Origin of the sequence: Halomonas sp. HG01, from assembly GCF_000968715.2 — a bacterium.
Taxonomy (GTDB): Bacteria; Pseudomonadota; Gammaproteobacteria; order Pseudomonadales; family Halomonadaceae; genus Halomonas; species Halomonas halophila.
In genome coordinates this window covers 2,480,696-2,500,456 of the sequence record NZ_CP022134.1, presented here as the reverse complement: position 1 = coordinate 2,500,456, position 19,761 = coordinate 2,480,696, and the positions used below count along the sequence as shown (strand labels likewise).

Sequence of the window (19,761 nt, the reverse complement as noted above, 5' to 3'; positions counted from 1 at the left end):
CTCAGAAGTTGGTTTGCTCGCCGCCTTCGCCGCCCAAGGCGGGGGCGCGGGGCTCGGTGTCGGGGGTGTTGTCGAGCTGGGTATAGAGCTCGTCGAGGCGGCGCTTGGTCTCGTCGAGGGTGGTCTGCAGCTTGTTGAACGATTCGGCGGTGGGGCGGCCGTCGAGGTCGTCGGCCAGGGCCTGGTGCTTCTGCACGAACAGCTCGAGAGTCTGCTCGAGGTCGGTGCGGAAGGCAGCGAAGCCCTGGTCGGTCTTGGCGTCGTGCTTCTTGAACAACGCCGTGACGCGCTCCATCAGGCTCGGGCCGTTGTCGGCCGGGGGCGTCTCGGTGAAATCCAGCTCGATCTCGACCGCCTCGGTGAAGAGGTTGTCGGGGTGTTGCTTGCGGGCGGCCAGCGGGGAGTTGTCGCCGGCGGAGCGCGAGAACTTGAGCATCTCGGTGCCCAGGCTGGCCGGGGAATCGGTGACTGCCAGGCCCTCGAGGTAGGCCTCGCCGGTGTCGGAGAACGCCGGGTTCACCTCGATGGAGGTGTAGACCTTCTGGCGCTGCTGGTTCATCTCCTTGAGCCGGTCGGTGGGGTCGATGTCGGCGAACAGGGCCAGCTTGCCGTCCTCGACCTCCTGGGCCTCCACGGCGGTGACGTCGCCCAGGGCGGCGAAGGGGCCGTCGTGGAACACGCCGCGCATGTGCTCCATCCACACGCGGGCGCCGTACTTGGCGGGATCGTAGTTGGCGGCCATCTGCTCGATCCATTCGCGCTTGATCTCGCGGCCGTCGGTGGTGGCGCCTTCGGTGGCGACGCGGAACTTGGCCATGGGGGTCCTCGGCTCGGGTGTCTGACGATGGCGTCAGGTTCCGCGCCCTGCGTGATTGCCTCAATCACCGGCGGTTGTGCCGGGCCGTTCCCACAAATGGCCGCGCCATCGCGCTCCCGGGCGCGCGGGTAGGCTGGCCGCATGACGACACCGCTGCCCGACACTCCCGAGTCCCCACGCCTGAGAGCCCGCCACCTGTACTGGTATGGCCTCAGGGTGGCGCGTATTGCCGAGCTGGTAGATGAGAAGCCAGCCACCATTCATAGCTGGAAGCAGCGCGACGGCTGGGACGAGGCACGTCCCAACGATCGCGTGGAGGGGGCGCTCGAGGCGCGCCTGGTGCAGCTCATCGTAAAGGAGACCAAGGAGCCGCGGGACTTCAAGGAGATCGACCTGCTGGGCCGGCAGATTGAGCGCCTGGCCAGAGTGCGCAAATACGAAGACAGCGGGCGGGAGTCGGATCTCAATCCCAAGATCGAGGCGCGCAATGCTGGGCCCAAGCGCAAGCCACGACGGAATGCCCTGACCGACGAGCAGCTCGAGGCGCTGGAAGCGGCGTTTCTGGAGTCGCTGTTCGAATACCAGCGGAAGTGGCTGCGTGCTGGTGAGCGTCATCGGATCCGCAACATCCTCAAGAGCCGCCAGATAGGCGCCACCTGGTACTTCGCCCGCGAGGCGATCGTCGATGCGTTCAAGACCGGCCGGAACAAGATATTCCTCTCGGCGAGCAAGGCTCAGGCCCACATCTTCCGCAACTACATCGTCCAGTTCGTAAAGGAGGTCTGCGACGTCGATCTCAAGGGCGATCCGCTCGTGCTCGACAACGGTGCCGAGCTGCACTTCCTGGGCACCAACGCCAAGACGGCCCAGGGCTATCACGGCGATACCTACCTGGACGAGTACTTCTGGATCCACCGCTTCCAGGAGTTCCGCAAGGTCACGTCGGGCATGGCGATGCACAAGAAGTGGCGCCAGACCTACTTCTCGACGCCGTCGAGCCTGGGCCACGAGGCCTATCCGTTCTGGTCCGGCGAGCTGTTCAACAAGCGGCGCAAGAAGGCCGAGCGGCAGGAGTTCGACGTCAGCCACGCGGCGCTGGCCGGCGGCGCGCTGTGCCCGGATGGCCACTGGCGGCAGATCGTCACCGTCGAGGATGCGATCGCCGGCGGCTGCGATCTGTTCGACCTCGAGCAGCTCAAGCTGGAGTACAGCCCCGACGAGTACGCCAACCTGCTGATGTGCCAGTTCGTCGACGACAGCCAGTCGGCGTTCCCGCTCAGCCTGGTGCACCCGTGCATGATCGACGCCTGGGAGATCTGGGACGACTACCGGCCCTACGCGCCGCGCCCGGTGGGCGACCGCGGGGTGTGGATCGGCTACGACCCGACCGGCACCGGCGAAGACGGCGACGGCGCGGGGCTGGTGGTGGTGCTGCCGGCGCGCACCGCTGACGAGAAGCACCGCATCCTGGAACGCCACCGCCTCAAGGGCGAGGACTACGCGGCCCAGGCGGCGTTCATCCGCTCGTTCCAGGACAAGTACCGCATCGAGCACATCGGCATCGACGTCAGCGGCCTGGGCGAGGCGGTGGCCGAGCACGTCGAGAAGTGGTTCCCGACGCTGACCCGCTTCCGCTATGACCCGGCGGTGAAGGGCCGGCTGGTCATGCAGGCCCAGCAGATCATGCGCAAGAGCCGCCTCGAGTTCGATGCCGGCTGGAGCGACATGGCGCAGTCGTTCATGGCCATCAAGCGCGAGCTCACCGCCTCCGGACGCCAGTACACCTACACCAGCGGGCGCAGCCAGGCCACCGGTCACGCCGACCTGGCCTGGGCCGCCATGCACGCCCTCAGTCACGAACCGATCGACGGCCCCGCCGAGGGGGCCGGCCAGTCCCTCATGGAGATGTACGAATGACCGCCACCGAGAAACCCCGCGTCCGCGTTCCGGCCTACTCGACAAGCGATGGCGGCAGCCCGTCAACCGAATCGCCGGTCGCGTCAACGCCACCCCAGGCCCAGGCGTTCAGCTTCGGCGACCCGGAGCCGGTCACCAGCATGCGCGACGCCTTCTACGAGGGAATCTACCTCTCGGGGGATGAGTGGTTCGAGCCGCCGGTGCCGCTGGAGATCCTGGCCAAGAGCTACCGGGCCACGGCCCACCACGGCTCGGCGCTCCAGGTGAAGCGCAACATCCTGCTACGCACCTTCAAGCCGCACCCGCTGCTGGGCCGCCGGGCGTTCTCGGCGCTGGCCCTGGACTACCTGGTGTTCGGCAACGGCTACCTCGAGGAGGTGCGCGGGCGGCTGGGTAAGCGGCTGCCGTTCCGCCATCTGGCCGCCAAGTACATGCGTCGTGGTCTGGGGGATCGCTACTGGTGGGCGCCCAACTACCTGGAGCGCACCGAGCTGCCGCGGGGCAGGGTGGTGCACCTGCTCGAGCCGGACATCGACCAGGGCATCTACGGCGTGCCGGACTACATCGGTAGCCTGCAGTCGGCGTGGTTGAACGAGAACGCCACGCTGTTTCGCCGGCGCTACTACCTCAACGGCAGCCACGCCGGGTTCATCATGTACGTCAGCGATCCGGCGCAGGACCAGAAGGACATCGACGCCATGCGCCAGGCGCTCCGGGAGTCGAAGGGCGTGGGCAACTTCAAGAACCTGTTCATGTACTCGCCCAACGGCAAGAAGGACGGGGTGCAGATCATCCCGGTGAGCGAGGTGGCGGCGAAGGACGACTTCTGGAACATCAAGAACATCACCCGGGATGACCAGCTCGCCGGCCACCGCATCCCGCCCCAGATGATGGGCATCATCCCCCAGAACACCGGCGGCTTCGGCGACGTCGAGAAGGCCGCCCGGGTGTTCGTGGCGAACGAACTCGAGCCCCTCCAGGCCACCATGCGCGAGATCAACGAGTGGGCCGGCGAGGAGATCGTGCAGTTCGATCCCTACTCGCTCAGCGACGGCGAGGGGACCGGCCTCGACCCGACGAGGCGATAGCCGCCGACTCGCCAGCCGCTACCGATCACCACCAGCAGGCCGCCCACCCGGGCGGCCTTTTTGGTTACTCCCTGGGCAGGTGGCTGAAGTCTCGTTCATTGAATAGCTCGGGGTAATGCTCATTGATCCAAGAGATTACTTGCATGGCGTCATCCGGCACTTGCCCCTCGCTATAGGCCACTTCGTACAACTCCAGAATGGCTCTGGCCACCGGCTTAGGCAGTGAGATCTCAGTATTGGCTTCTGGCATTCTCGGTCTCCTAGTCGATGATGAATCGTACCATTCTGTGAACCACATACCTTTGCCCATCCGGGCAGCTTAGCGCGCCCGCGCGAGCAATATCGGTTGAGACGCATTTGTGCCTCGTAGTGCGTCTGTCGCCTTGTGCGCCCGCGTGCCGGCCGCTGGCCATCATGCGATGAGCGGCTCGGCTCGACCAGCGAACGCGCCTCACGCGGCCAGCCAGCCGCCCCTCCACCCCAGCGGCGCACCGCCGCGCGCCGTCGACACCCCGCCCCGCCTGCGCGCTAAACGTGCCGGTTTTTATGCACTCATGCACCAGGGCGTTAGACCGCGTCGTTGAGCGGGTTCGGAGGGGTGACAGGGAGGCGCCGGCTTATGCGGATCTATGCGGTTTTCGGCGTTGGTTATGCACCGCAGTTCCCTTACCGAGGGGCCACGAAAAAGCCGGCGCCCGTGAGGGTCGCCGGCTTTCATGGAATCTTGATGGTGTACCGATAGTGTACCAACCGCCCTGCAAAGCCCGTGGTTGTGGGCTATATCGTCCCATCCATCATAGGCGCTACTGAGAACGTCCTATCCAGCGCAGGCCGCGTGGTGCCAGTATTCATGCCGGTTGTGGCATTTGCCATATCATTCATGACTGTTCATATTTACAGTGGTTTTGCCCTGTTTTGCGCCATGTGTTGGTACAGATTTGGCACACGGGGCGTTGGCAATTTGGTACATCAGGGAGGTTCGCGTGGCGACGATCAGGAAGCGTCGGCGAAAGGACGGCAGTTTCTCATACCTGGCCCAGATCCGCATCGCCCGCCGTGGGCAACCAGACCACTCGGAATCCAGGACGTTCCCCAGGAAAGCGATGGCCGAGGAGTGGGCAAAGCGCCGCGAACTCGAGCTGCACAGCCCCGGCGGCGTGCTCTCGGCGAAGTGGAAGGGCGTGACCCTGGATGACGCCATCGAGCGCTACCTCCACGAGTTTGCCCAGGAGGCTGGCCGCTCGAAGCGTGCCACCATCCAGCAGCTGCAGCGCTTCCCGATCGCGCGGGTGCAGGTCACCGAGCTGACCAGCGAGCAGATCATTGGCCACGCCGTCTTGCGCCGTGACAGCGGCATCAAGCCCTCGACGATCAACCAGGACATCACCTGGCTGGGGATCATCCTCAAGACGGCCGTGGCGGCCTGGAAGATGCCGGTGGAGCTCAACGAGTTCGAGTCGGCCAAGCTGCTGATGCGCAGCAAGGGGCTGGTATCGCGGCCCGGCGCTCGAGATCGGCGGCCGACGGAGAAAGAGGTCGAGCAGATTCGGGCCTACTTCCGCCGCTCGCAGCGGATCCGGCCGAGCGCGATCATCCCCATGGAAGACATCATGGACTTCGCCATCGCCTCCTCGAGGCGCCAGGAAGAGATCACCCGGCTCACCTGGGCGGATCTCGACGAGCAGGCGATGACCTGCTGGGTGCGCGATGCCAAGCATCCGCGGCAGAAGTGGGGCAACCACAAGCGGTTCAAGCTGAGCCACGAGGCCATGGCCATCATCCAGCGGCAGCCGCAGGCCCAGGGCGAGGAGAGGATCTTCCCCTACAACGGCAAGTCGATCGGAACCCGTTGGCGGGCGGCGACGGCCGCCTGCGGGATCGAGGATCTACGCTTTCACGACCTGCGCCATGAAGCGACATCCCGCCTCTTCGAGGCGGGATATGAGATCGTGGAGGTGCAGCAGTTCACGCTGCATGAGAGCTGGGATGTGCTGAAGCGATATACTCATTTGCGGCCTGAGACTTTGGAGCTTCGAAGATGATGCCTTTTGTGCACATCTTTCAGTTTCTTGAGCCGCTGCTTGAGCGGCTCACCTTCTTTATGGCCACAAGTGATTATTCTTGAAACTTTTCCCATGGCACTTGAGTATCTTCGGCACCATTCCTGATAAGAGATCTCTTCCATGTTTGTTTTTTCTAAGTTGTAAACGCAGGCGCGTACTTTACGTCGCTCTTGCTTACTGATTGCTAAATTCTTGTGGTGAATCGAAAGGCTTGTTACTGTGATCGGGCTATCGGTAGGCTTCTGTTTTTTCTCATCTATGCCTTTGATCACCTGTCCTCGTTTTAGGACCATGGTTTTTCTTTTTTTCAAGGAGCAATTTCTCTTTCTTATTGCCCTCCTGACTTCATGTAGTGCTTGGGTTTTTAGCGTAGTCGAAATGGGTTTGTCGGTCGACATTGTGATGTCGTCGGCAAACCTGGTGTATGTGAAGCCAAAGCTGCTTAACTTTTCAACTAATAATGGCTCAATATCCCAGAAAGCCAGATTTGCAATGTAGCTGCTGGTGCTGGCTCCTTGAGGAAGTGTGCCGTTGTATGTGCACAGCTCGGTTAGTTTTTGTGAAACTTCTGGTGAGAAGCTCAAGCATTCCCTGAAGATAAAGAATACTGTTTTTTCTTTTATTGAGGGAAAGAAATCTTTGATGTCACACAAGATTATATTCTTCTTTCCTGCATGAGGAGAGGCGTTTGTATAGATGCTTCTAGGGTTGTTCGCATCCCTGATGCAGCCGTGGATATAGTAAGGGAATGTGATTTTGTGAAATATTTGAGATGTGATTTTTTTTTGGACAGCTTTGAGAGCTGGGGCCGCATCATAAGTGATACGGGTTGTTCCGTCCTTTTTCTTTAACGGAACTTCCTTATAGTTGATATTTTGTAGCGCATTGCTCATCACAGACTCATCAACCCTGAGAGCTCTGTGAAGAGCTTTCAGGCTGTTGATGGGGCTGTGAGGGTACTGAATTTTATCCATGTCTTCACTCTCTTTATGGCTACATGAGCTGCTGTAAGAGTGCAAGGAAGTCAAGGGTATATGGCTCGGCATAGCTATAAAGCTTGAAGGCTAACAAGAGCCTGAAGCCCCACTTGTCATATGCCTTACCAGCTTTCTCCCATCTTTCGTCGTCCAACTTACGAGTGACTGTGACTTTATGCTTTTCCTTGCATCCACCATTATGCTTGGTAGGTGAAGGCTTAAAACGCTGGTCTTTCATTGCACTAACTTCCCCGAGACGAGCCGACATTGACTCCGCCGTCAGGCCAATGGATCGTTAAAGGGAAGTCACAATCACTACAAGCAGCTCACTTCGCCCGTTTCTCGAAGAGAAACGTTCCGCCGCAATCTCCAGATCTATTGGGTAATGCTCATCAGAGGTTGGCGGATACACAGGGCGTATCGCCGAATACGTGATGCGCTGTACCAGGGATGCTGGAGGCCGTGTGCGGGGATGGAGACTCTTGCAAAAGCTCGAGTCGATCAAGGTATAACCCTGACCTAACCGCATCGATCCATCATGCAATAGCGTTTTAAAGAGCACCTGAGACGAAACGCTCAGCCACCTCTAAGGCTAAACCTTTTGTTAGGGTTTGTAAATATTTCGTGATATTTTGAATTTCTTTATATTTATCAATAAGTTGCGCCATATGGTGTTTTCGATCTAAGCTGGATGGCTCTGCCAGCGTCACTGGTCAGTCCAAAGGACCTTGAGAAGTACTGGCTCGATAGACGGGCATCGGTAGGACTTTGGTGGGGAAGCAGCCGCCGACACCATAGCTTGAGGGAGTGAACATGGGGTGGAGGAGCGGGATGGGGAATGGTAAGCCATGCCTTTCAGCATCGCCATCTGTGTTAGGCTTTTTTGATGTATGATGCCTCTATGCATGAAAGTCCTGTATATAACTGGCGAGGGCTGTGCCGGCTTAGTTAGGGGAGGAGGGAAATGTTATGGGGCCCGCTATGACAAGTAGAATATTGAGCTCGATATTTAGCTTTTCTGGAGCATCTGTTGCTATAGGTGTTATGGGGTTTATGGCGGGTTTCGTGACATTGTTTGTTGACGTTGACTCCGCTGTTTCTATTAAATGGTTGCTGCTGATTGTTCTTGTTTTTCTGTCTCTTATTTTGATTTTTTTGACGCTTATCTATGATCTGCATCAAGAGGTTGATCCTCTTCCTACGTATGAGACGCCTGTCAGATATGTTTCTGACGAAAATGTTTTCGTGATTAGGAAGAATGATAATTTTGTGAACAATATTGTGGTGGGTTGTTATGTCAACAAAGACGGCATTGATCGTTTGGCTTATTTAGGTGTGGTTCATCTGGTTCAGGATAAGGTGATACAGATAAAGATAAGGTATGACTTCGATGTTCTTGAGGAAATACCATCATCCAACGAAGATCTTAAAAGGATAGAAGTGCGTCCAGTTGTTCCAGTGACGGCGCTGCAAGGTTTGATGAATATGGAGGCTCAGAATGACTGATCGCTATTTTGGCAAAGTTGTTTCAAAACCGGATGGTTACAGGGTGGTTGTCAATAAAGGTTATGATAATGGGGTGGAGGTAGGGCAAAAGTTTTTGGTTGTTGGTATTGGTGATGTCATTAGAGATCCTGATACTGGAGAGGAGTTGGAGAAGCTGGAGATTGTTCGCGGCCGTGTTGTTGTGGATCATGTACAACAAAAGATCTCCACTCTTAAGTCATGTGAGTATGAAGTTTCAGAAGAAACTAAAGAGATCAAAAAAGTAAGCTCGCGTGGCGGGTTGGCAGTGTTAGGTCCTCAAGATACTGTTACTGAGTCAATAAAGCCGGGGAGCAAGCATTTGAAGCCACTTCAAGGTGCAGGTATTGGGGACTTGATAATAAAGTTGTAGTTTTTATTTGCGGTGATTGTTGGGCTGTAGCTTGACCTCAATGGTTGAGTTTTTGGGTTTGTGGTTTCCAGCCAGATTGCTGGCTTTGGCTGGAAGCCACAGTTTTGATGCTAAATGTTATGCCTTATATTCTCTTACGCTGAGTCATTTCCAGTCTCCGAATACCAAGTTTTCGATTAGACAGCCGGCGCCGAACTCCTCGACGACATAAGCCTCGTTCGAACTCTCGTAGTCCTCGACCCGCTTCCGCTTGTGGTTGTCGTCCAGCAGGCGCCGGCGGCTGCCGCGCTGCCAGTAGATCGAGAGGTTTTCCGGCGGCGTGATGAACAGGCTGTTCTCGGCCATGCCAGGCACGCGGACCGCTACTTCACCACCGAAACGGGCACTGCTCATTTGCATGTCCATGGCCACCGCTTCGGTGGGTGTATTGGCATGCTCTTCGGCGATGTAGAAGTACTTATCGGCGATCAGGCGACGTCCAGTGACGACCCGAAGCCCGGGGTTTTCGCGGTGCCATGGATCGATCAGCTCGCCCACTGCGTCGAAGATCAAGGCATCGAGATTCTCGTAATCGCCGCCTGGGCCGACGCGGATCTCGCCAGAACCTTCCACCCCCTCGCTCATCACCCGTGCGGGGGCATGCTCGCGATAGTGTTGCAGCCATCCCTTGTTGACGTCCTCGAGGTTGGGATTGGCAATGGGATCGGTCTGCGCGGCGGCGCTCACGCCGTGGAAGCCGACTTGCAGGCGGTCGAGCGCCTGCTGTCCGGCGATCATGTCGCGGACGCGGATCTCGAAATCCGGGAACTTGGCCCAGGTGTCGAGTTTGTCCCAGGAGATCGAGGTATCGAACTCGGTGCTTTCGCAAGAGAACTCGAACTCATCGATGGTGCTGACGTCTCGGGGCTCGCGATCATTGGCTTCGATGTTGGTCCGCTTGGCGATCGGTCCCGCAACGCCAAGGCCCAGTCGCTGCCCCTTCATCTCGTCGACGCCGACGATATTGACCTGTCTCAGAAAGGCCGAGCTGTCCTGAATCTTGTCCTCGAGAGCCTGCTGAACACTGGGGGCGACGCTGAACGCCTGACTGGCATCACTCACGCCGTTGAGCGTGGCGATGCGTCCCAGCAGCCGATTGAATTTCTCGCGTGTATCGTTGCGCATGATGATTCCTTGTCAGAGAGGTGGGGTTACTGTTCGCAGGCCAGCGGCGGCAGGGGAGCGGCCAGGGCATCGTCGAAACGGGGATGTTCATCGCCGAGCCCTTCCAGTTGCTTCATCACGACATCCGCGACCAGCCCCCGCTTGCGTTTCTCGACCTCGGCGGCAATCTTGCGGCGATCATCGCCAGTGATCCGGCCCATGAAGCCGGGGGCTTTGCTCTCATGGCCATCGAATCCGAGACTCGCCAGAAACTTGCTGTCCTCGAGCACTTCCCGCTGGAGGCTGTCGCCGCGCTGGGCCAGCGCTTCGAGAAGCTCCTGGCCCTCCGGCTTGTCGAAAACGGCATCCATTGCCGTGGCCAAGCGGGCGGCCGCCATTTCCCGGCGCGTCCGGTAGAGGCTTGCGACATGCTGGCCGCGCATTTGGCCTGCCCAGTGGCGCAGCTCGTCCACGCGCTGGGTCAGCTCGCCGATCAGCTCGTCGAGCGGCTCGACCTCGCCGGCCAGGGCGTGCTCCTCGGCTTGCAGCTCGCGTACTTTCTTGTCGGGCTTGCCGCCGGCTTCCTTGAACAGCTGACGCCAGCGCTGGCCGGCGTCCCGGCTGCTTTGCAGCGTGGCGGCACGCTGTTGCTTCAGGCGATCCAACTCCTCGCTGGCGGCGCTCAGCTGGTCGCGCATCTTGCGATAGTCGTCGGTCAGGCGGGTGAACCGATCAAGGGCAGTGGTGGTGGTCATACGGTTGTGCTCCTGGTGCGTGGTGGTGTCGGCAGGGTCAGACCTTGCCGGGGTGTCATGAGGTCAGGACCTCAATCATTTCGGGGGTGAGTTCGTCGAGCGTCATCTCGCCGTCCAGCAGCCAGCCGGCCAGGATCGGACTGAGCTGCTCGCGGCGGCGCTGGTTATCGGCTTGGCGCTGGCGTTCGTGCCAGCGATCCCCGGTGCGTCGCTCGCACTCGCCGCGGTATACGGCCAGGTCGCCGGCGGTTTTCTGGCGGATGGCCACGACGCGGCAAGGGGGAATGTTCGGCATGGGGCCGTAATCCCTGCCACGGAAGCGCCTTGATTGGCGAAGTTTCTGGCGGGCGCGGTCCTCGCGAACCGCCTCGAACAGCTCCCGGCCCAGAGGCTGCGCGGAGTTGATGACACGAGTCCGAGGCGCGCCGCCGGCACGCAAATTCAAGGTCAACGGCAAGGGCGAAAACCGACCCAGCCCGTCCAGGGTGGTCGGCAGAGCGCGGCGGATCTCGGCCCCGGTGTCCACGTCGCGGGCGGTGCCCAGGGCACGCGGCGAGGCGCCGCAATGGCGCGGCACCGCCTCGCCGGCCACGCGGGCGGCGCGGGCGTCCTTGACGGCCTGGCTCGGCTTGTCTCCGGGCGTGTCGCTGCTCCACAGATAGTGACGGGTCAGGCACTCGACGCCATCGATCACGATCCCCAGCGGCGCCTCGACGGCGTCGCCGTAGCGCCCCATCTGCACCCCCTCGAGGGACAGGCGCTGGATCTTCCAGGGCTTCGCCGGCTGCTCGTCGCGGCGGCACATCGGCCCGCCCATCAGGCGCATGTATTCGCCCCAGCGGCCGGCGTCGCAGGCGGCATGCAGACGACGCATGAACCCTGCCCGGCGGGCGCAGGCCAGGGTGTCGCGGAGGGTGTCGGCGGTGATATGTGGGCGCGGCGCGGGCCGTCGGGTGCCCCAGGCACCCCCTACGAAGTGCAAGACGTTGGCCCACCCCTCGGCGTCGCGCTCGGACGCAAACTCCACCCAGGCGGCAAAGGGGTCATCATCGACCAACCCCAGAGGCGCCGAACGCGGCAGACGCCCAGGGTGGCCGACGAAGCGCAGCGGCCCGGTGCCGTTCTGCGCCTCCCACTCGGCCAGCTCCTCGGCGGTGCGCACGCGCCGCGCTTCCCGCCAGACGCCCACGGAAGGCAGGCCGACGAACTGAAATTGACGGATACCCCAGGCGCTCGACCACGCCTCGATGCGTGGGGCGCTGCCGGTCAGCTCGTAGCCGTAGTGATCGAGGTGATCCCCCTCGACCATATCCCGGCGCGGTTGGTGGCCGTTGATGTTCTTGGCGACGTACTTGGCGATGTAGCCGGCGGCGGTGCCCTTGCGTTTGTCGATCAGCTTCACGTCGAAGCGGCGGCGCTCGCGCTGCAACGACTTCCACTCGGGTTCCGCCCGCTTGCCCTCGGCGTCCACCTTGGGGGCGATCTCCTCCCAATCCTCGGCCACGGCATAGCGCCGCAGCACGCCCGCGACCACTCCAACGTTCTGCGGCTCACACCACAGCATCACGTGCCAGTGCGGGCAGCCGTCATGGTGGGGCTCGACGACGCGCAGGCCATAGGACCCGATGCCGCGACGGCCTAGGAAGTTGCGGGCGTTGTCCCACAACCGGTTGAGGTAGGCTTGCGCCTCGCGGGGCGTCGGAGTGTCACCCTCGACCCATTTCCGGTTGTGGCGCGCGGCGCCCCGTTTTACGGCGTGGTAGCGGCTCGGGCATGTGATCGTGATGAACAATCCCACATGCCCCAAACGCTCGGCCTCGCGCCCGGTGTCGGCGATGCGCAGCATCAGCTCCGCGCGGCGGTTCTCGGGGTTGGCCAGCCCAACCTCGGCCAGCTCGGCCAGGGTGTATTCATAGCCGAGCTGGTTGGTGGTGGTCTCGGCCTCCATGATGCGGGCATTCCTGGCCCGCTGGGCGCGTCGCATCACGTAGGTGCGCTGGCTCACGTAGATGCCGGCGCGATCGTGGACGCGGCCAAGCACTCGCTCAGCCTGCTCGATGCGACGCACGTTGAGGCGGCGCAGCTGGCGGCGCCACCACATCGGGCAGCACAGCCGAGCCAACTGGCCCACCAAGCTCTCATCGGGCATGTTGAGGCCGTGCGCCCGAACGCGACGCTCTGCCGCGAGGTAGGCGTCGGAATCGCCGGCCTTCCAGCGGATGCGATCGATATGATCGGCTTGCGCCTCGGCGTGATCGATCAGCGCCTGGTCGTCATCGGTGCACTTCCACGGTCCGCAGTGGAGGAGGGCGTCGGCGAGCGTCTGCCGATCAATGGCCGCCTGGTGGGTACTCATGCCATACCCCCGGCGCCTTGCCGGTCGAGCCCCTGCACCACTGCCGTCTCGATGTCATCGAGCACTCGCTGGGCGGGAATGTCCTCGCCGCTTACCCGGTCCTCCTGGATCAGGGCGGCGATCTCGACCAGGAGATCGAAGTAGCGGCAGGCATGGCAGCCTTCCTGCTTCGTCGGTGAAGGGTTGCGCAGCCCTTGGGCTGTGCTAGTCTCTGCGTCGGTGTTTGATGTTTTGTGGGCCCCGGGATTGTGGCGATCCTTGGGGCCCTTCTCGTTTCCGGTCATCTCTTCGACACCTTCTCTCGCCCCAGTCGGCTCTTGTCGGCGACCATGAAGCCGATCGCCGCCGGCACGCTTTCTTCACCCCTGGCGCTCTGCCACCTCCCATCGGCCTGAATGGCTTCATTCACAGCCTTCTGGATCGCCGCCCAGTCGGCAGCGGCGAAGGTGATTCGCTCGTTGAGAACGCTCAGGGTGATGACTCGCTTGGCCATGCCGCCTCCTCAGCAGTCGGTCAGGTGGGCCGATGGAACGGCATCGCCCAGAGGGTTACGGTGGAAGGCCTGGTTGCCCTTCGGGCGCGGGACCGTCGACAGCTTCTCGGTCTTCACACCGGCGTCTTCCAGCCCCTGCTTTAGCGACAGGAACATCTCGACGGCCTCGTCTTCGCTGCACTCGTGGTCGAAGCCGGCCACGTTCACATGGATGGTTCGCATATCTGCTCCTTGTCAGGCTGGGGCGGCGCTTTGCTGGGTGGCGCCTTCCTGGCTCCCCCAAACGCCGACGGGGCGGTAATGGACACGGCGCTCCTTCAGCTCCTGGAACCATGCCGTGATCTCCGTGCTCAGGAAGGCCGTGATGTGCGACGACACCTGAACCGGCTCGGGAAACCGCCCGGTGGCTGACAAGTTGGTCAGCGTCCTGCGCGACAGGCCGGTGATCTCCTCGACCTCTGGCCAGCGCATCAGACGCACCGGCGCCTGCTCTTCGTCTCGTTCGTTTTCGCTCATTGCCTCAACACCTCTGTTCGCTCGCCGATTCCGCTATAACCGCCCAATGCTTCCGCGTCGCCTTGGCCGGATGAGTGGCCGGGCCATGTCGCCTCGCGCACTCGAGGACGCCTTTCGCGCCTTGGCGACAGGTTCCGCGCTAAGAGGCCTACAACGCGATCAGGCCGGTTTGTGCGGGCGTCTCAGCACAAACTTTCCTGCCGTTGCTCGCCCTGGCGATAGGTTCGCTATCGCTGCACCCGCTGGCGAGCGGTCGTCGTTGTAAAAGCGCGTTTTACAATGAGCCACCTGATTCGCCGCCTCCGTGCTGGGATATTTCAGGCACGGCACGGCACGGCACGGCGCGGCCTTGCGGCAGGCGGCATAAGGCGCCGCGCCGGAAATCCGGTCGGTCATCGTCTGTTCTCGTGTGAGGTATCAGGCCGGCAGCAAGCCGGTCCGTCACTGCCCGGCGGCGCCTATGGCGAGCCGCTGGGCGGCGTAACGTCGATGGGTTGCTGTCCGGCCTCTTGCGGGTCCAACTGCTGGGCCAGAGCACTCAGGTCGGCGGGAATATCGGCCGGCACGAGGGCCGCTCGGTGAATCATATCCTTGCAGCGCGCGCCGATCGGCTCGTCGTGCTCGAGTACGGACTGATGCAGACAGCCCAGGGCATAACCATGCACAGCGCTGGCCAGCGCGTCGTGACGCAGCGTCTCGGCGTGATGCCGGCGCCATGCCTCCATCTCGCCAACGGCGCGGTGCAGGTCGGTGGCCGCTTCCTCGAGGTCATCGAGGTCGACCTCGCTGCTGCTGCGCTTCTTCGCCTCCATGAGCATGTTGTCCAGCGAAATGGCGTGGGCCCTGACGCGCCGTACCATGGCCTTGAAGTCGATGCTTGTCGTGTGGCTCATCCGTCTTCCCCCTGGCGTGGTTTCAGTGCATGCAGCGGGCGATGGCTCGCCTGGAAACGCCTGACGTCAATGGCGATCTCACCGTCTTCCCGGGCGATCCAGAAGGAGAAGGTGCCGTCCTCGATGGGCATCGCCAGCAGTGTCTCGAGCTGCTCTCGGGGCAGCTCGCTGACTACCTGGCGAACGGCATCCTTGGCTCGGTCGAGCTTTCGCCGGGCGCGACTGAGCGCCTCCTGGTTGTGCTCCACGAGTGCCGCCTCGGCGCCGACCTTTAGCAAGGCCTGGTAGAGCGCTTGATTGGCTAGAGTCATGAGGCGTCCCTCCGGTGATGGGAGGCGCGGAAGAGATCCGCCGCATCAGCGGCCAGGATCTGGGCGGCTTGGGCGACGTTGGCCAGATCGTGGTGCTGCAAGGACGTGGCGACCTGGAGACTGGCGATCGTCTCCAGCATGCCGCGTGCCGCCTCAAGGCGTGCCTCGGCGTTGTCGTACAGGGCATCCGCGCTGCACGCTTCGTCGATAACCAGCGCCGGCTCCTCGCCGAGCTGATAGGTCATCGGGCTTAGCTGTGGCATATGGCCTCCTCCCGATGATGGCTTGCATGGTCGGGGGACTTCCGGTGCGGCGACGGGGCTGGCTCGTTCATCTCCCAGCGCACGGCCTCGGCATGTTCGGCGACGTAACGACGCATGCCGATCGCGTCGATCTCCACGGTTTCAAGGTTCTCGACCACCAGAGCCAGCAGGGCGCCGAGATATTCCTGGTTGACTTCGACTGTGGGGACCGCGGTGCGCGGCCGGTCTTCCACCAGGTCATGCACCAGGGCCAGCGAGCGCCGAGCCTGTTGCAGGCGGGTCATCGTGGACTCGTCGAACGCCCACCAGTCGCCCAGGGCGTAGGGACGCAGAGATTCATGGCTCATGTCGGCGACCTCATTCATTGACGGCGGCCCACCACTGGCGAGCCTCGGCTTTGCGTTGGTCCAGGTACTCGGCGAGATCGCCGGCGCTGACCAGCCACGGGGACTTCTGCGAGTCCATGGCGCGATAGGTGGGCACCGGCAGCGCCTGGGCGGCGGCACGGGCGCTGGCCGTGCGGGCGTTGACGCCGAAATAGCGCGGCGCCACCTCCTCGAGCGGGATCTCTGAGCGGCCATCGAACTCGGCGAGCAGGCCGAAGTAGGTGGGTGTCATCAGTGCACCTCCTGGCGCGGGGCCATGTCTTGGGTCGGCGAGGTCGTGGTCGGGGTGTAATCGGGGGAAAGGAGTTCCAGCAGGTGGGCATGCGTCGCGGCATCGATGGCGCCGAGGGCAAGGGCCATTCTGGCCATGCCCATCAACTCGGCGCGCTGCTCGGGGCGACAGTTGACGCGGTAGGGCACCAGCAGCCGGCCAATGGCGATCACGGCCGTTTGCTGCTTGGTGAGTTGGTAGGGGCGGGCAGCGGAATTGCAATCCCGCTGTGCATTGCTAATATCCATGTGGTCTGTTCCTTCGCAATAGTGTTCGGACTCTGAAGCCCTGGGTGCTGCAACACTCGGGGCTTCGTCGTTTCTAGCGTGCGCTTCGCTGCTCACGCCTCATGGCCTCCTTGACGAGGCGGTTGATTAGCCAGGTCTGGCTGCGCTCGTCGGCTACTGCCTTGTCTTTTAGCCAAGATTTCACCTCGGGCTCGAGGCGTATCTTCATCTGAGGATGGAGGTGGCTCATTTGATAAACCTCAAAGGTACCTAGTAGGTGCTTTTAAAGGTACCTACTAGGTTTGTTGTCGTCAACACCTACTTGGTCCATCATTTCCCGCCATGAAGACACACCAGACAGATCCGCAGTACAAACTGCGCATGCCGCCCGAGCTTCGTGACAAGCTCAAGGACGCGGCCAAACGGAATCACCGCACAATGAATGCGGAGATCGTCGCGCGTCTTCAGGGCAGCTTTGAACTCTCCGACAAGGCGGCCGAGGCAGAAACCTCATACGCTGGCTTGCCGCCTGAGACGATGCTCAAGCTCCTTGATGCGTTCCGGCATTCGCTGACCGAGCAAATCAAGGACGGCACCGCCCAGCCAGGCTTTCCCCATCTGGACCCGAACTTTGCGGAGATCGGGACAGACGAGGATGGCGATGACACCGACGACAAGTCTTAGGGGCTCTGCCGAGCACATAACAAAGCGCCGCCCACTGGGCGGCGCTTTCGTTTGGGCTCGTGCCCGGGGCGGGCATTGGCGGTAGGCTGGCTGGTGCCGATCTCAACCAGGAGGAAGCGCGATGCGCGTCAGATGCCCGCACTGCGATGAAGGACTGAAGACCCAGCCGGACAAGCTCGATCCGGCCCCGCTCGATGGCCCGATGCCGGTGCTCGCCCAGTGCCCCAACCCGTTCTGTGGCTGGGGCGGAAAGCTGGGCGTCCAGGTCACACGGACCACGAAGCCCAGCCGCTCGGCGGCCGCCACTGAAACCGCCACCCCCTAAAACGCGAACGCCCCGCCAGTGGAACCGCCCGCGCTATCTTGGTTGAGACGCATTTGTGCCTCGTAGTGCGTCTATTTGCTGTGCGGCCTTCTGCCGGCCGCTGGCTCTCAGGCGATGCGCGCATCGGCTCGATCGTCGATCGCGCCGCAGGCGGCCACCCAGCCGCCCCTCCACCCCAGCGGCGCACCGCCGCGCGCCGTCGACACCCCGCCCCGCCTGCGCGCTAAACGTGTCGGTTTTTATGCACTCATGCACCAGGGCGCCAGGGCGCGCCGTTGAGCGGGTTCCGAGGGGTATGAGAGGGGCTCCGGCTTATGCGGATCTATGCGGTTTTCGGCGTGGGCTATGCAGGGGAGCTCTTTGGAACGGGGCAACACGAAACCGGCTGCGATCAGCAGCCGGTTCTATGCGGTGGTGTCACTTGCTCAGGATCGTGGGCTCTACCGGCTTCACCGAGACGACGCTCTCGAGGGGAATGCCGTCGATCCGTGCCAAGGGGCGCTGCCACGGCTCATGATCGAGGGGAGGGCGCCATTCAATCCGATCTTCGAAGTCGGCGGTATCCACCTTGAGGAGAACGGGATCTTCGTCGGAGGTGAAATACTTGTGAGCCGTGTACTCCACTGCTTCGGGGAGGTTGAGGTTTACGCCATCGGCTTTGTGGTCATTGCCGCAGCGAGGTACGACGCCGGTTTCCTTCGCTTCCTTCCAGGTGGCAGAAGGTAGAACGCGATACAGAATGCTCATGATCATCGCCTCCTTGTGACTGAGTTCCCAACCTACAGATGGGGCTGGGCAGATACCATCTACATCAGTAGCAAAGAGGTGTTGCAGTTGCTTGATCGGCGAGGGATGGGCGGGTGACGCTATAAATTACTGGTTCAATTTTGGTACTTGGAGGCGCTTGCGCCCGTGGTTGTCAGCCTTTGTTCCAATCCATCATGGGGGCCACGGAGAAGGTGCGGTCAAGATCGGTCATCGGCATCACGGGGTCGTTCGAGAAGCGCGTATTCTACCAGTCATGGCGCGGGGTGCGAGTGCTGTAGGCCAGCGTGAAAGGACTCGGCGACGATGTCGTCCATACTCGATGAGGTGGATGTGTGAAACGGCTACTGAGGGAGGCGTGAATGGGGAGTCATGATCTCGACGAGTCCCGGCGTGAGCTGTTGGCGCGGGTATTGCAGCACGGTGGCGTACTGGCGGCTCCGTTCGGTCACGCCGGTGAGGATTCTCATGAGTCTCGGGACCTGGCCGATATCGCGGCCCTGGAGGAGGCAGGGCATCTCGTGATCCAGCGGGATGACGAGGGCCGGCCGAGCCGGCTCGAGCTGACGCCGAGCGGATATCGTGTCTTGGGGATCGACTAGCCGGGGGCGGGTGAAGGAGGGGGAGACGATGAGCGATCGCAAGATTGAGCTGGAGCGGCTGAGAGACGAGCTGCAGGCGCGTCTGGCCCGCTACCGGCAGCACCGGGAGCGTAGAGCCGGGCCGCTGGACAAGGACATGGAGGATCAGTCTCTGGAAACGCGGGACGACGAGGTGGTGGCATCGCTGGAGGCGGAGGCCGATGACGAGCTGTCCCAGGTCCGTCACGCCCTGGCCAGGATTCGTGAAGGGCGGGGCGAGATCTGCGAAAACTGCGGCGAGGCGATCGATGCGGGTCGCCTGGCGGCGGTGCCCCATGCGACCCTGTGTCGGACGTGTCAGGGCCGCTGATGCGTGAGTCGGACATTTCCGCACAGGGAGGACGGGCATGACGGCATGGCAGCGAGGCGCCTGGGTGACGAGCCTGGTGCTGGGGTTGGCACTGGGCATGGCCGGCTGTGGTGGCGGTGAGGACGACAAGCCGCCGGCCGATGAGCGGCTGGGTGGCGTGGCGCAGCCCGACACTGACACCGAGGTCGAGGCGGCGGCAGACGAGGCGGCGCCCGAGGTCGAGCCGTTCACGGACGAGGTGAGCGTCGGCATCGATGCGCGGCTGCGCAGCGACCGACGGCTGCTGGTCGAGGGCTCCACCAACCTGCCCCAGAGCACGCGGCTACAGGTGCTGGTCGAGCGCGAGCTTAGCGGCGTGCGCTGGCAGGCGCGGACCGCGGTCGAGGCCGGTGGCGGCTTTGCCGCCGGGCCGTTCGGGCCGGGCAGCGGGCTGCCGGATGGCGGCTATCGCATCACCGTCAACATGCCGGCCGCCTCGGTGCAGCCGCCTGCGGTGCGGGCACGGCTGGGCGAGGACGGTCAGCATCTTCGCGGTCCGCTGGTACAGGCCTCGCGTCACGGGCTGGGGCAGGTGATCAGCGCCAGTCAGCGCTTCCTGGTCGGCAGCGAGCCGCGGCATACCACCGACCAGGTGAAGGTCATCGAAGTGGAGTAGCGCCCCGG

The 19,761-nt window shown here is 62.1% G+C and carries 27 protein-coding genes; 10 read left to right on the top strand and 17 right to left on the bottom strand.

Annotated elements, in window-relative coordinates; all coding sequences use genetic code 11:
- Position 1 precedes the first annotated feature (1 nt).
- Positions 2 to 817 (bottom strand): GPO family capsid scaffolding protein, encoded by an 816-nt coding sequence (locus tag UN84_RS11840; protein WP_046080003.1) that lies wholly within the window; start codon positions 815 to 817, stop codon positions 2 to 4.
- 141 nt (positions 818 to 958) lie between these two features.
- On the opposite strand from UN84_RS11840, the gene UN84_RS11835 reads away from it, so the two are divergent.
- The gene (locus UN84_RS11835) at positions 959 to 2,734 is read left to right on the top strand and encodes a terminase large subunit domain-containing protein (protein ID WP_046080004.1); all 1,776 of its coding nucleotides are present in this window, start codon (positions 959 to 961) and stop codon (positions 2,732 to 2,734) included.
- The gene (locus UN84_RS11830) at positions 2,731 to 3,822 is read left to right on the top strand and encodes a phage portal protein (protein WP_046080005.1); all 1,092 of its coding nucleotides are present in this window, start codon (positions 2,731 to 2,733) and stop codon (positions 3,820 to 3,822) included. Before UN84_RS11835 ends, UN84_RS11830 begins: the two co-directional genes overlap by 4 nt.
- Positions 3,823 to 3,886: 64 nt before the next feature.
- On the opposite strand, the gene UN84_RS11825 is transcribed toward UN84_RS11830, so the two are convergent.
- Positions 3,887 to 4,072, bottom strand: a complete 186-nt coding sequence (locus UN84_RS11825) for a hypothetical protein (RefSeq protein ID WP_046080006.1) — start codon at positions 4,070 to 4,072, stop codon at positions 3,887 to 3,889.
- A gap of 853 nt (positions 4,073 to 4,925) precedes the next feature.
- Here UN84_RS11825 and UN84_RS11820 point away from each other — a divergent pair.
- Positions 4,926 to 5,864 carry a tyrosine-type recombinase/integrase gene (locus UN84_RS11820; RefSeq protein WP_052719390.1) on the top strand — a complete coding sequence of 313 codons (939 nt, stop codon included), beginning with the start codon at positions 4,926 to 4,928 and terminating at the stop codon, positions 5,862 to 5,864.
- On the opposite strand, the gene UN84_RS11815 is transcribed toward UN84_RS11820, so the two are convergent.
- Positions 5,828 to 6,859, bottom strand: coding sequence for a reverse transcriptase family protein (locus tag UN84_RS11815; RefSeq protein ID WP_161796818.1), 1,032 nt, complete (start codon positions 6,857 to 6,859; stop codon positions 5,828 to 5,830). The genes UN84_RS11820 and UN84_RS11815 overlap by 37 nt on opposite strands.
- A gap of 972 nt (positions 6,860 to 7,831) precedes the next feature.
- Between UN84_RS11815 and UN84_RS11810 the strand changes: the two genes are divergently transcribed.
- Together UN84_RS11810 and UN84_RS11805 are read left to right on the top strand one after the other, a co-directional pair.
- Positions 7,832 to 8,368, top strand: a complete 537-nt coding sequence (locus UN84_RS11810; RefSeq protein WP_152662883.1) for a hypothetical protein — start codon at positions 7,832 to 7,834, stop codon at positions 8,366 to 8,368.
- The gene (locus UN84_RS11805; RefSeq protein WP_152662884.1) at positions 8,361 to 8,759 is read left to right on the top strand and encodes a hypothetical protein; all 399 of its coding nucleotides are present in this window, start codon (positions 8,361 to 8,363) and stop codon (positions 8,757 to 8,759) included. Before UN84_RS11810 ends, UN84_RS11805 begins: the two co-directional genes overlap by 8 nt.
- A 144-nt stretch (positions 8,760 to 8,903) precedes the next feature.
- Here UN84_RS11805 and UN84_RS11800 read toward each other — a convergent pair whose 3' ends face one another.
- From UN84_RS11800 to UN84_RS11740, 13 genes are all read right to left on the bottom strand, one after another.
- The gene (locus tag UN84_RS11800; RefSeq protein WP_046080008.1) at positions 8,904 to 9,923 is read right to left on the bottom strand and encodes a phage major capsid protein, P2 family; all 1,020 of its coding nucleotides are present in this window, start codon (positions 9,921 to 9,923) and stop codon (positions 8,904 to 8,906) included.
- A 26-nt stretch (positions 9,924 to 9,949) separates the two neighbouring features.
- Complete coding sequence (locus UN84_RS11795; protein WP_046080009.1) at positions 9,950 to 10,657, bottom strand: hypothetical protein; 708 nt, start codon at positions 10,655 to 10,657, stop codon at positions 9,950 to 9,952.
- Positions 10,658 to 10,712: 55 nt separating this feature from the next.
- On the bottom strand, positions 10,713 to 13,013 hold the full coding sequence (locus UN84_RS11790; protein ID WP_052719391.1) for a replication endonuclease: 2,301 nt from the start codon (positions 13,011 to 13,013) through the stop codon (positions 10,713 to 10,715).
- A complete protein-coding gene (locus UN84_RS11785) occupies positions 13,010 to 13,297 on the bottom strand; it encodes a hypothetical protein (protein WP_046080010.1) in 288 nt (95 codons plus the stop codon). Before UN84_RS11785 ends, UN84_RS11790 begins: the two co-directional genes overlap by 4 nt.
- Positions 13,294 to 13,506 (bottom strand): hypothetical protein, encoded by a 213-nt coding sequence (locus UN84_RS11780; protein WP_046080011.1) that lies wholly within the window; start codon positions 13,504 to 13,506, stop codon positions 13,294 to 13,296. The genes UN84_RS11785 and UN84_RS11780 overlap by 4 nt, the downstream gene beginning before the upstream one ends.
- Positions 13,507 to 13,515: 9 nt before the next feature.
- Positions 13,516 to 13,728, bottom strand: a complete 213-nt coding sequence (locus UN84_RS11775) for a hypothetical protein (RefSeq protein WP_046080012.1) — start codon at positions 13,726 to 13,728, stop codon at positions 13,516 to 13,518.
- Positions 13,729 to 13,740: 12 nt separating this feature from the next.
- Positions 13,741 to 14,022, bottom strand: coding sequence for a helix-turn-helix transcriptional regulator (locus tag UN84_RS11770; protein ID WP_046080013.1), 282 nt, complete (start codon positions 14,020 to 14,022; stop codon positions 13,741 to 13,743).
- A gap of 458 nt (positions 14,023 to 14,480) precedes the next feature.
- Positions 14,481 to 14,915 carry a hypothetical protein gene (locus tag UN84_RS11765; RefSeq protein WP_046080014.1) on the bottom strand — a complete coding sequence of 145 codons (435 nt, stop codon included), beginning with the start codon at positions 14,913 to 14,915 and terminating at the stop codon, positions 14,481 to 14,483.
- Positions 14,912 to 15,226, bottom strand: a complete 315-nt coding sequence (locus tag UN84_RS11760; protein ID WP_046080015.1) for a hypothetical protein — start codon at positions 15,224 to 15,226, stop codon at positions 14,912 to 14,914. The genes UN84_RS11765 and UN84_RS11760 overlap by 4 nt, the downstream gene beginning before the upstream one ends.
- On the bottom strand, positions 15,223 to 15,489 hold the full coding sequence (locus UN84_RS11755) for a hypothetical protein (protein ID WP_046080016.1): 267 nt from the start codon (positions 15,487 to 15,489) through the stop codon (positions 15,223 to 15,225). The genes UN84_RS11760 and UN84_RS11755 overlap by 4 nt, the downstream gene beginning before the upstream one ends.
- Positions 15,477 to 15,854, bottom strand: a complete 378-nt coding sequence (locus tag UN84_RS11750) for a hypothetical protein (protein WP_152662885.1) — start codon at positions 15,852 to 15,854, stop codon at positions 15,477 to 15,479. The genes UN84_RS11755 and UN84_RS11750 overlap by 13 nt, the downstream gene beginning before the upstream one ends.
- The gene (locus tag UN84_RS11745; RefSeq protein WP_046080018.1) at positions 15,847 to 16,107 is read right to left on the bottom strand and encodes a pyocin activator PrtN family protein; all 261 of its coding nucleotides are present in this window, start codon (positions 16,105 to 16,107) and stop codon (positions 15,847 to 15,849) included. Before UN84_RS11745 ends, UN84_RS11750 begins: the two co-directional genes overlap by 8 nt.
- On the bottom strand, positions 16,107 to 16,394 hold the full coding sequence (locus tag UN84_RS11740) for a hypothetical protein (protein ID WP_046080019.1): 288 nt from the start codon (positions 16,392 to 16,394) through the stop codon (positions 16,107 to 16,109). Before UN84_RS11740 ends, UN84_RS11745 begins: the two co-directional genes overlap by 1 nt.
- A 321-nt stretch (positions 16,395 to 16,715) precedes the next feature.
- Between UN84_RS11740 and UN84_RS11735 the strand changes: the two genes are divergently transcribed.
- Together UN84_RS11735 and UN84_RS11730 are read left to right on the top strand one after the other, a co-directional pair.
- Positions 16,716 to 17,057, top strand: coding sequence for an Arc family DNA-binding protein (locus UN84_RS11735; RefSeq protein WP_046080020.1), 342 nt, complete (start codon positions 16,716 to 16,718; stop codon positions 17,055 to 17,057).
- A gap of 121 nt (positions 17,058 to 17,178) precedes the next feature.
- Positions 17,179 to 17,382: a hypothetical protein gene (locus UN84_RS11730; protein ID WP_046080021.1), complete on the top strand. Its 204-nt coding sequence runs from the start codon at positions 17,179 to 17,181 to the stop codon at positions 17,380 to 17,382.
- A 417-nt stretch (positions 17,383 to 17,799) separates the two neighbouring features.
- Here UN84_RS11730 and UN84_RS11725 read toward each other — a convergent pair whose 3' ends face one another.
- Entirely contained in the window at positions 17,800 to 18,129 is a 330-nt protein-coding gene (locus UN84_RS11725; protein ID WP_046080492.1) for a DUF952 domain-containing protein, read from the bottom strand.
- A gap of 380 nt (positions 18,130 to 18,509) precedes the next feature.
- Here UN84_RS11725 and UN84_RS11720 point away from each other — a divergent pair, with 380 nt between their 5' ends.
- Genes UN84_RS11720 through UN84_RS11710 form a run of 3 tightly spaced genes read left to right on the top strand, consistent with a single transcriptional unit; the run spans position 18,510 to position 19,753 of the window.
- Positions 18,510 to 18,749, top strand: coding sequence for a hypothetical protein (locus UN84_RS11720; RefSeq protein ID WP_046080022.1), 240 nt, complete (start codon positions 18,510 to 18,512; stop codon positions 18,747 to 18,749).
- 28 nt (positions 18,750 to 18,777) lie between these two features.
- Complete coding sequence (locus UN84_RS11715) at positions 18,778 to 19,098, top strand: TraR/DksA family transcriptional regulator (protein ID WP_035597313.1); 321 nt, start codon at positions 18,778 to 18,780, stop codon at positions 19,096 to 19,098.
- 37 nt (positions 19,099 to 19,135) lie between these two features.
- Positions 19,136 to 19,753: a hypothetical protein gene (locus UN84_RS11710; RefSeq protein ID WP_046080023.1), complete on the top strand. Its 618-nt coding sequence runs from the start codon at positions 19,136 to 19,138 to the stop codon at positions 19,751 to 19,753.
- The last annotated feature ends 8 nt before the right edge of the window (positions 19,754 to 19,761 follow it).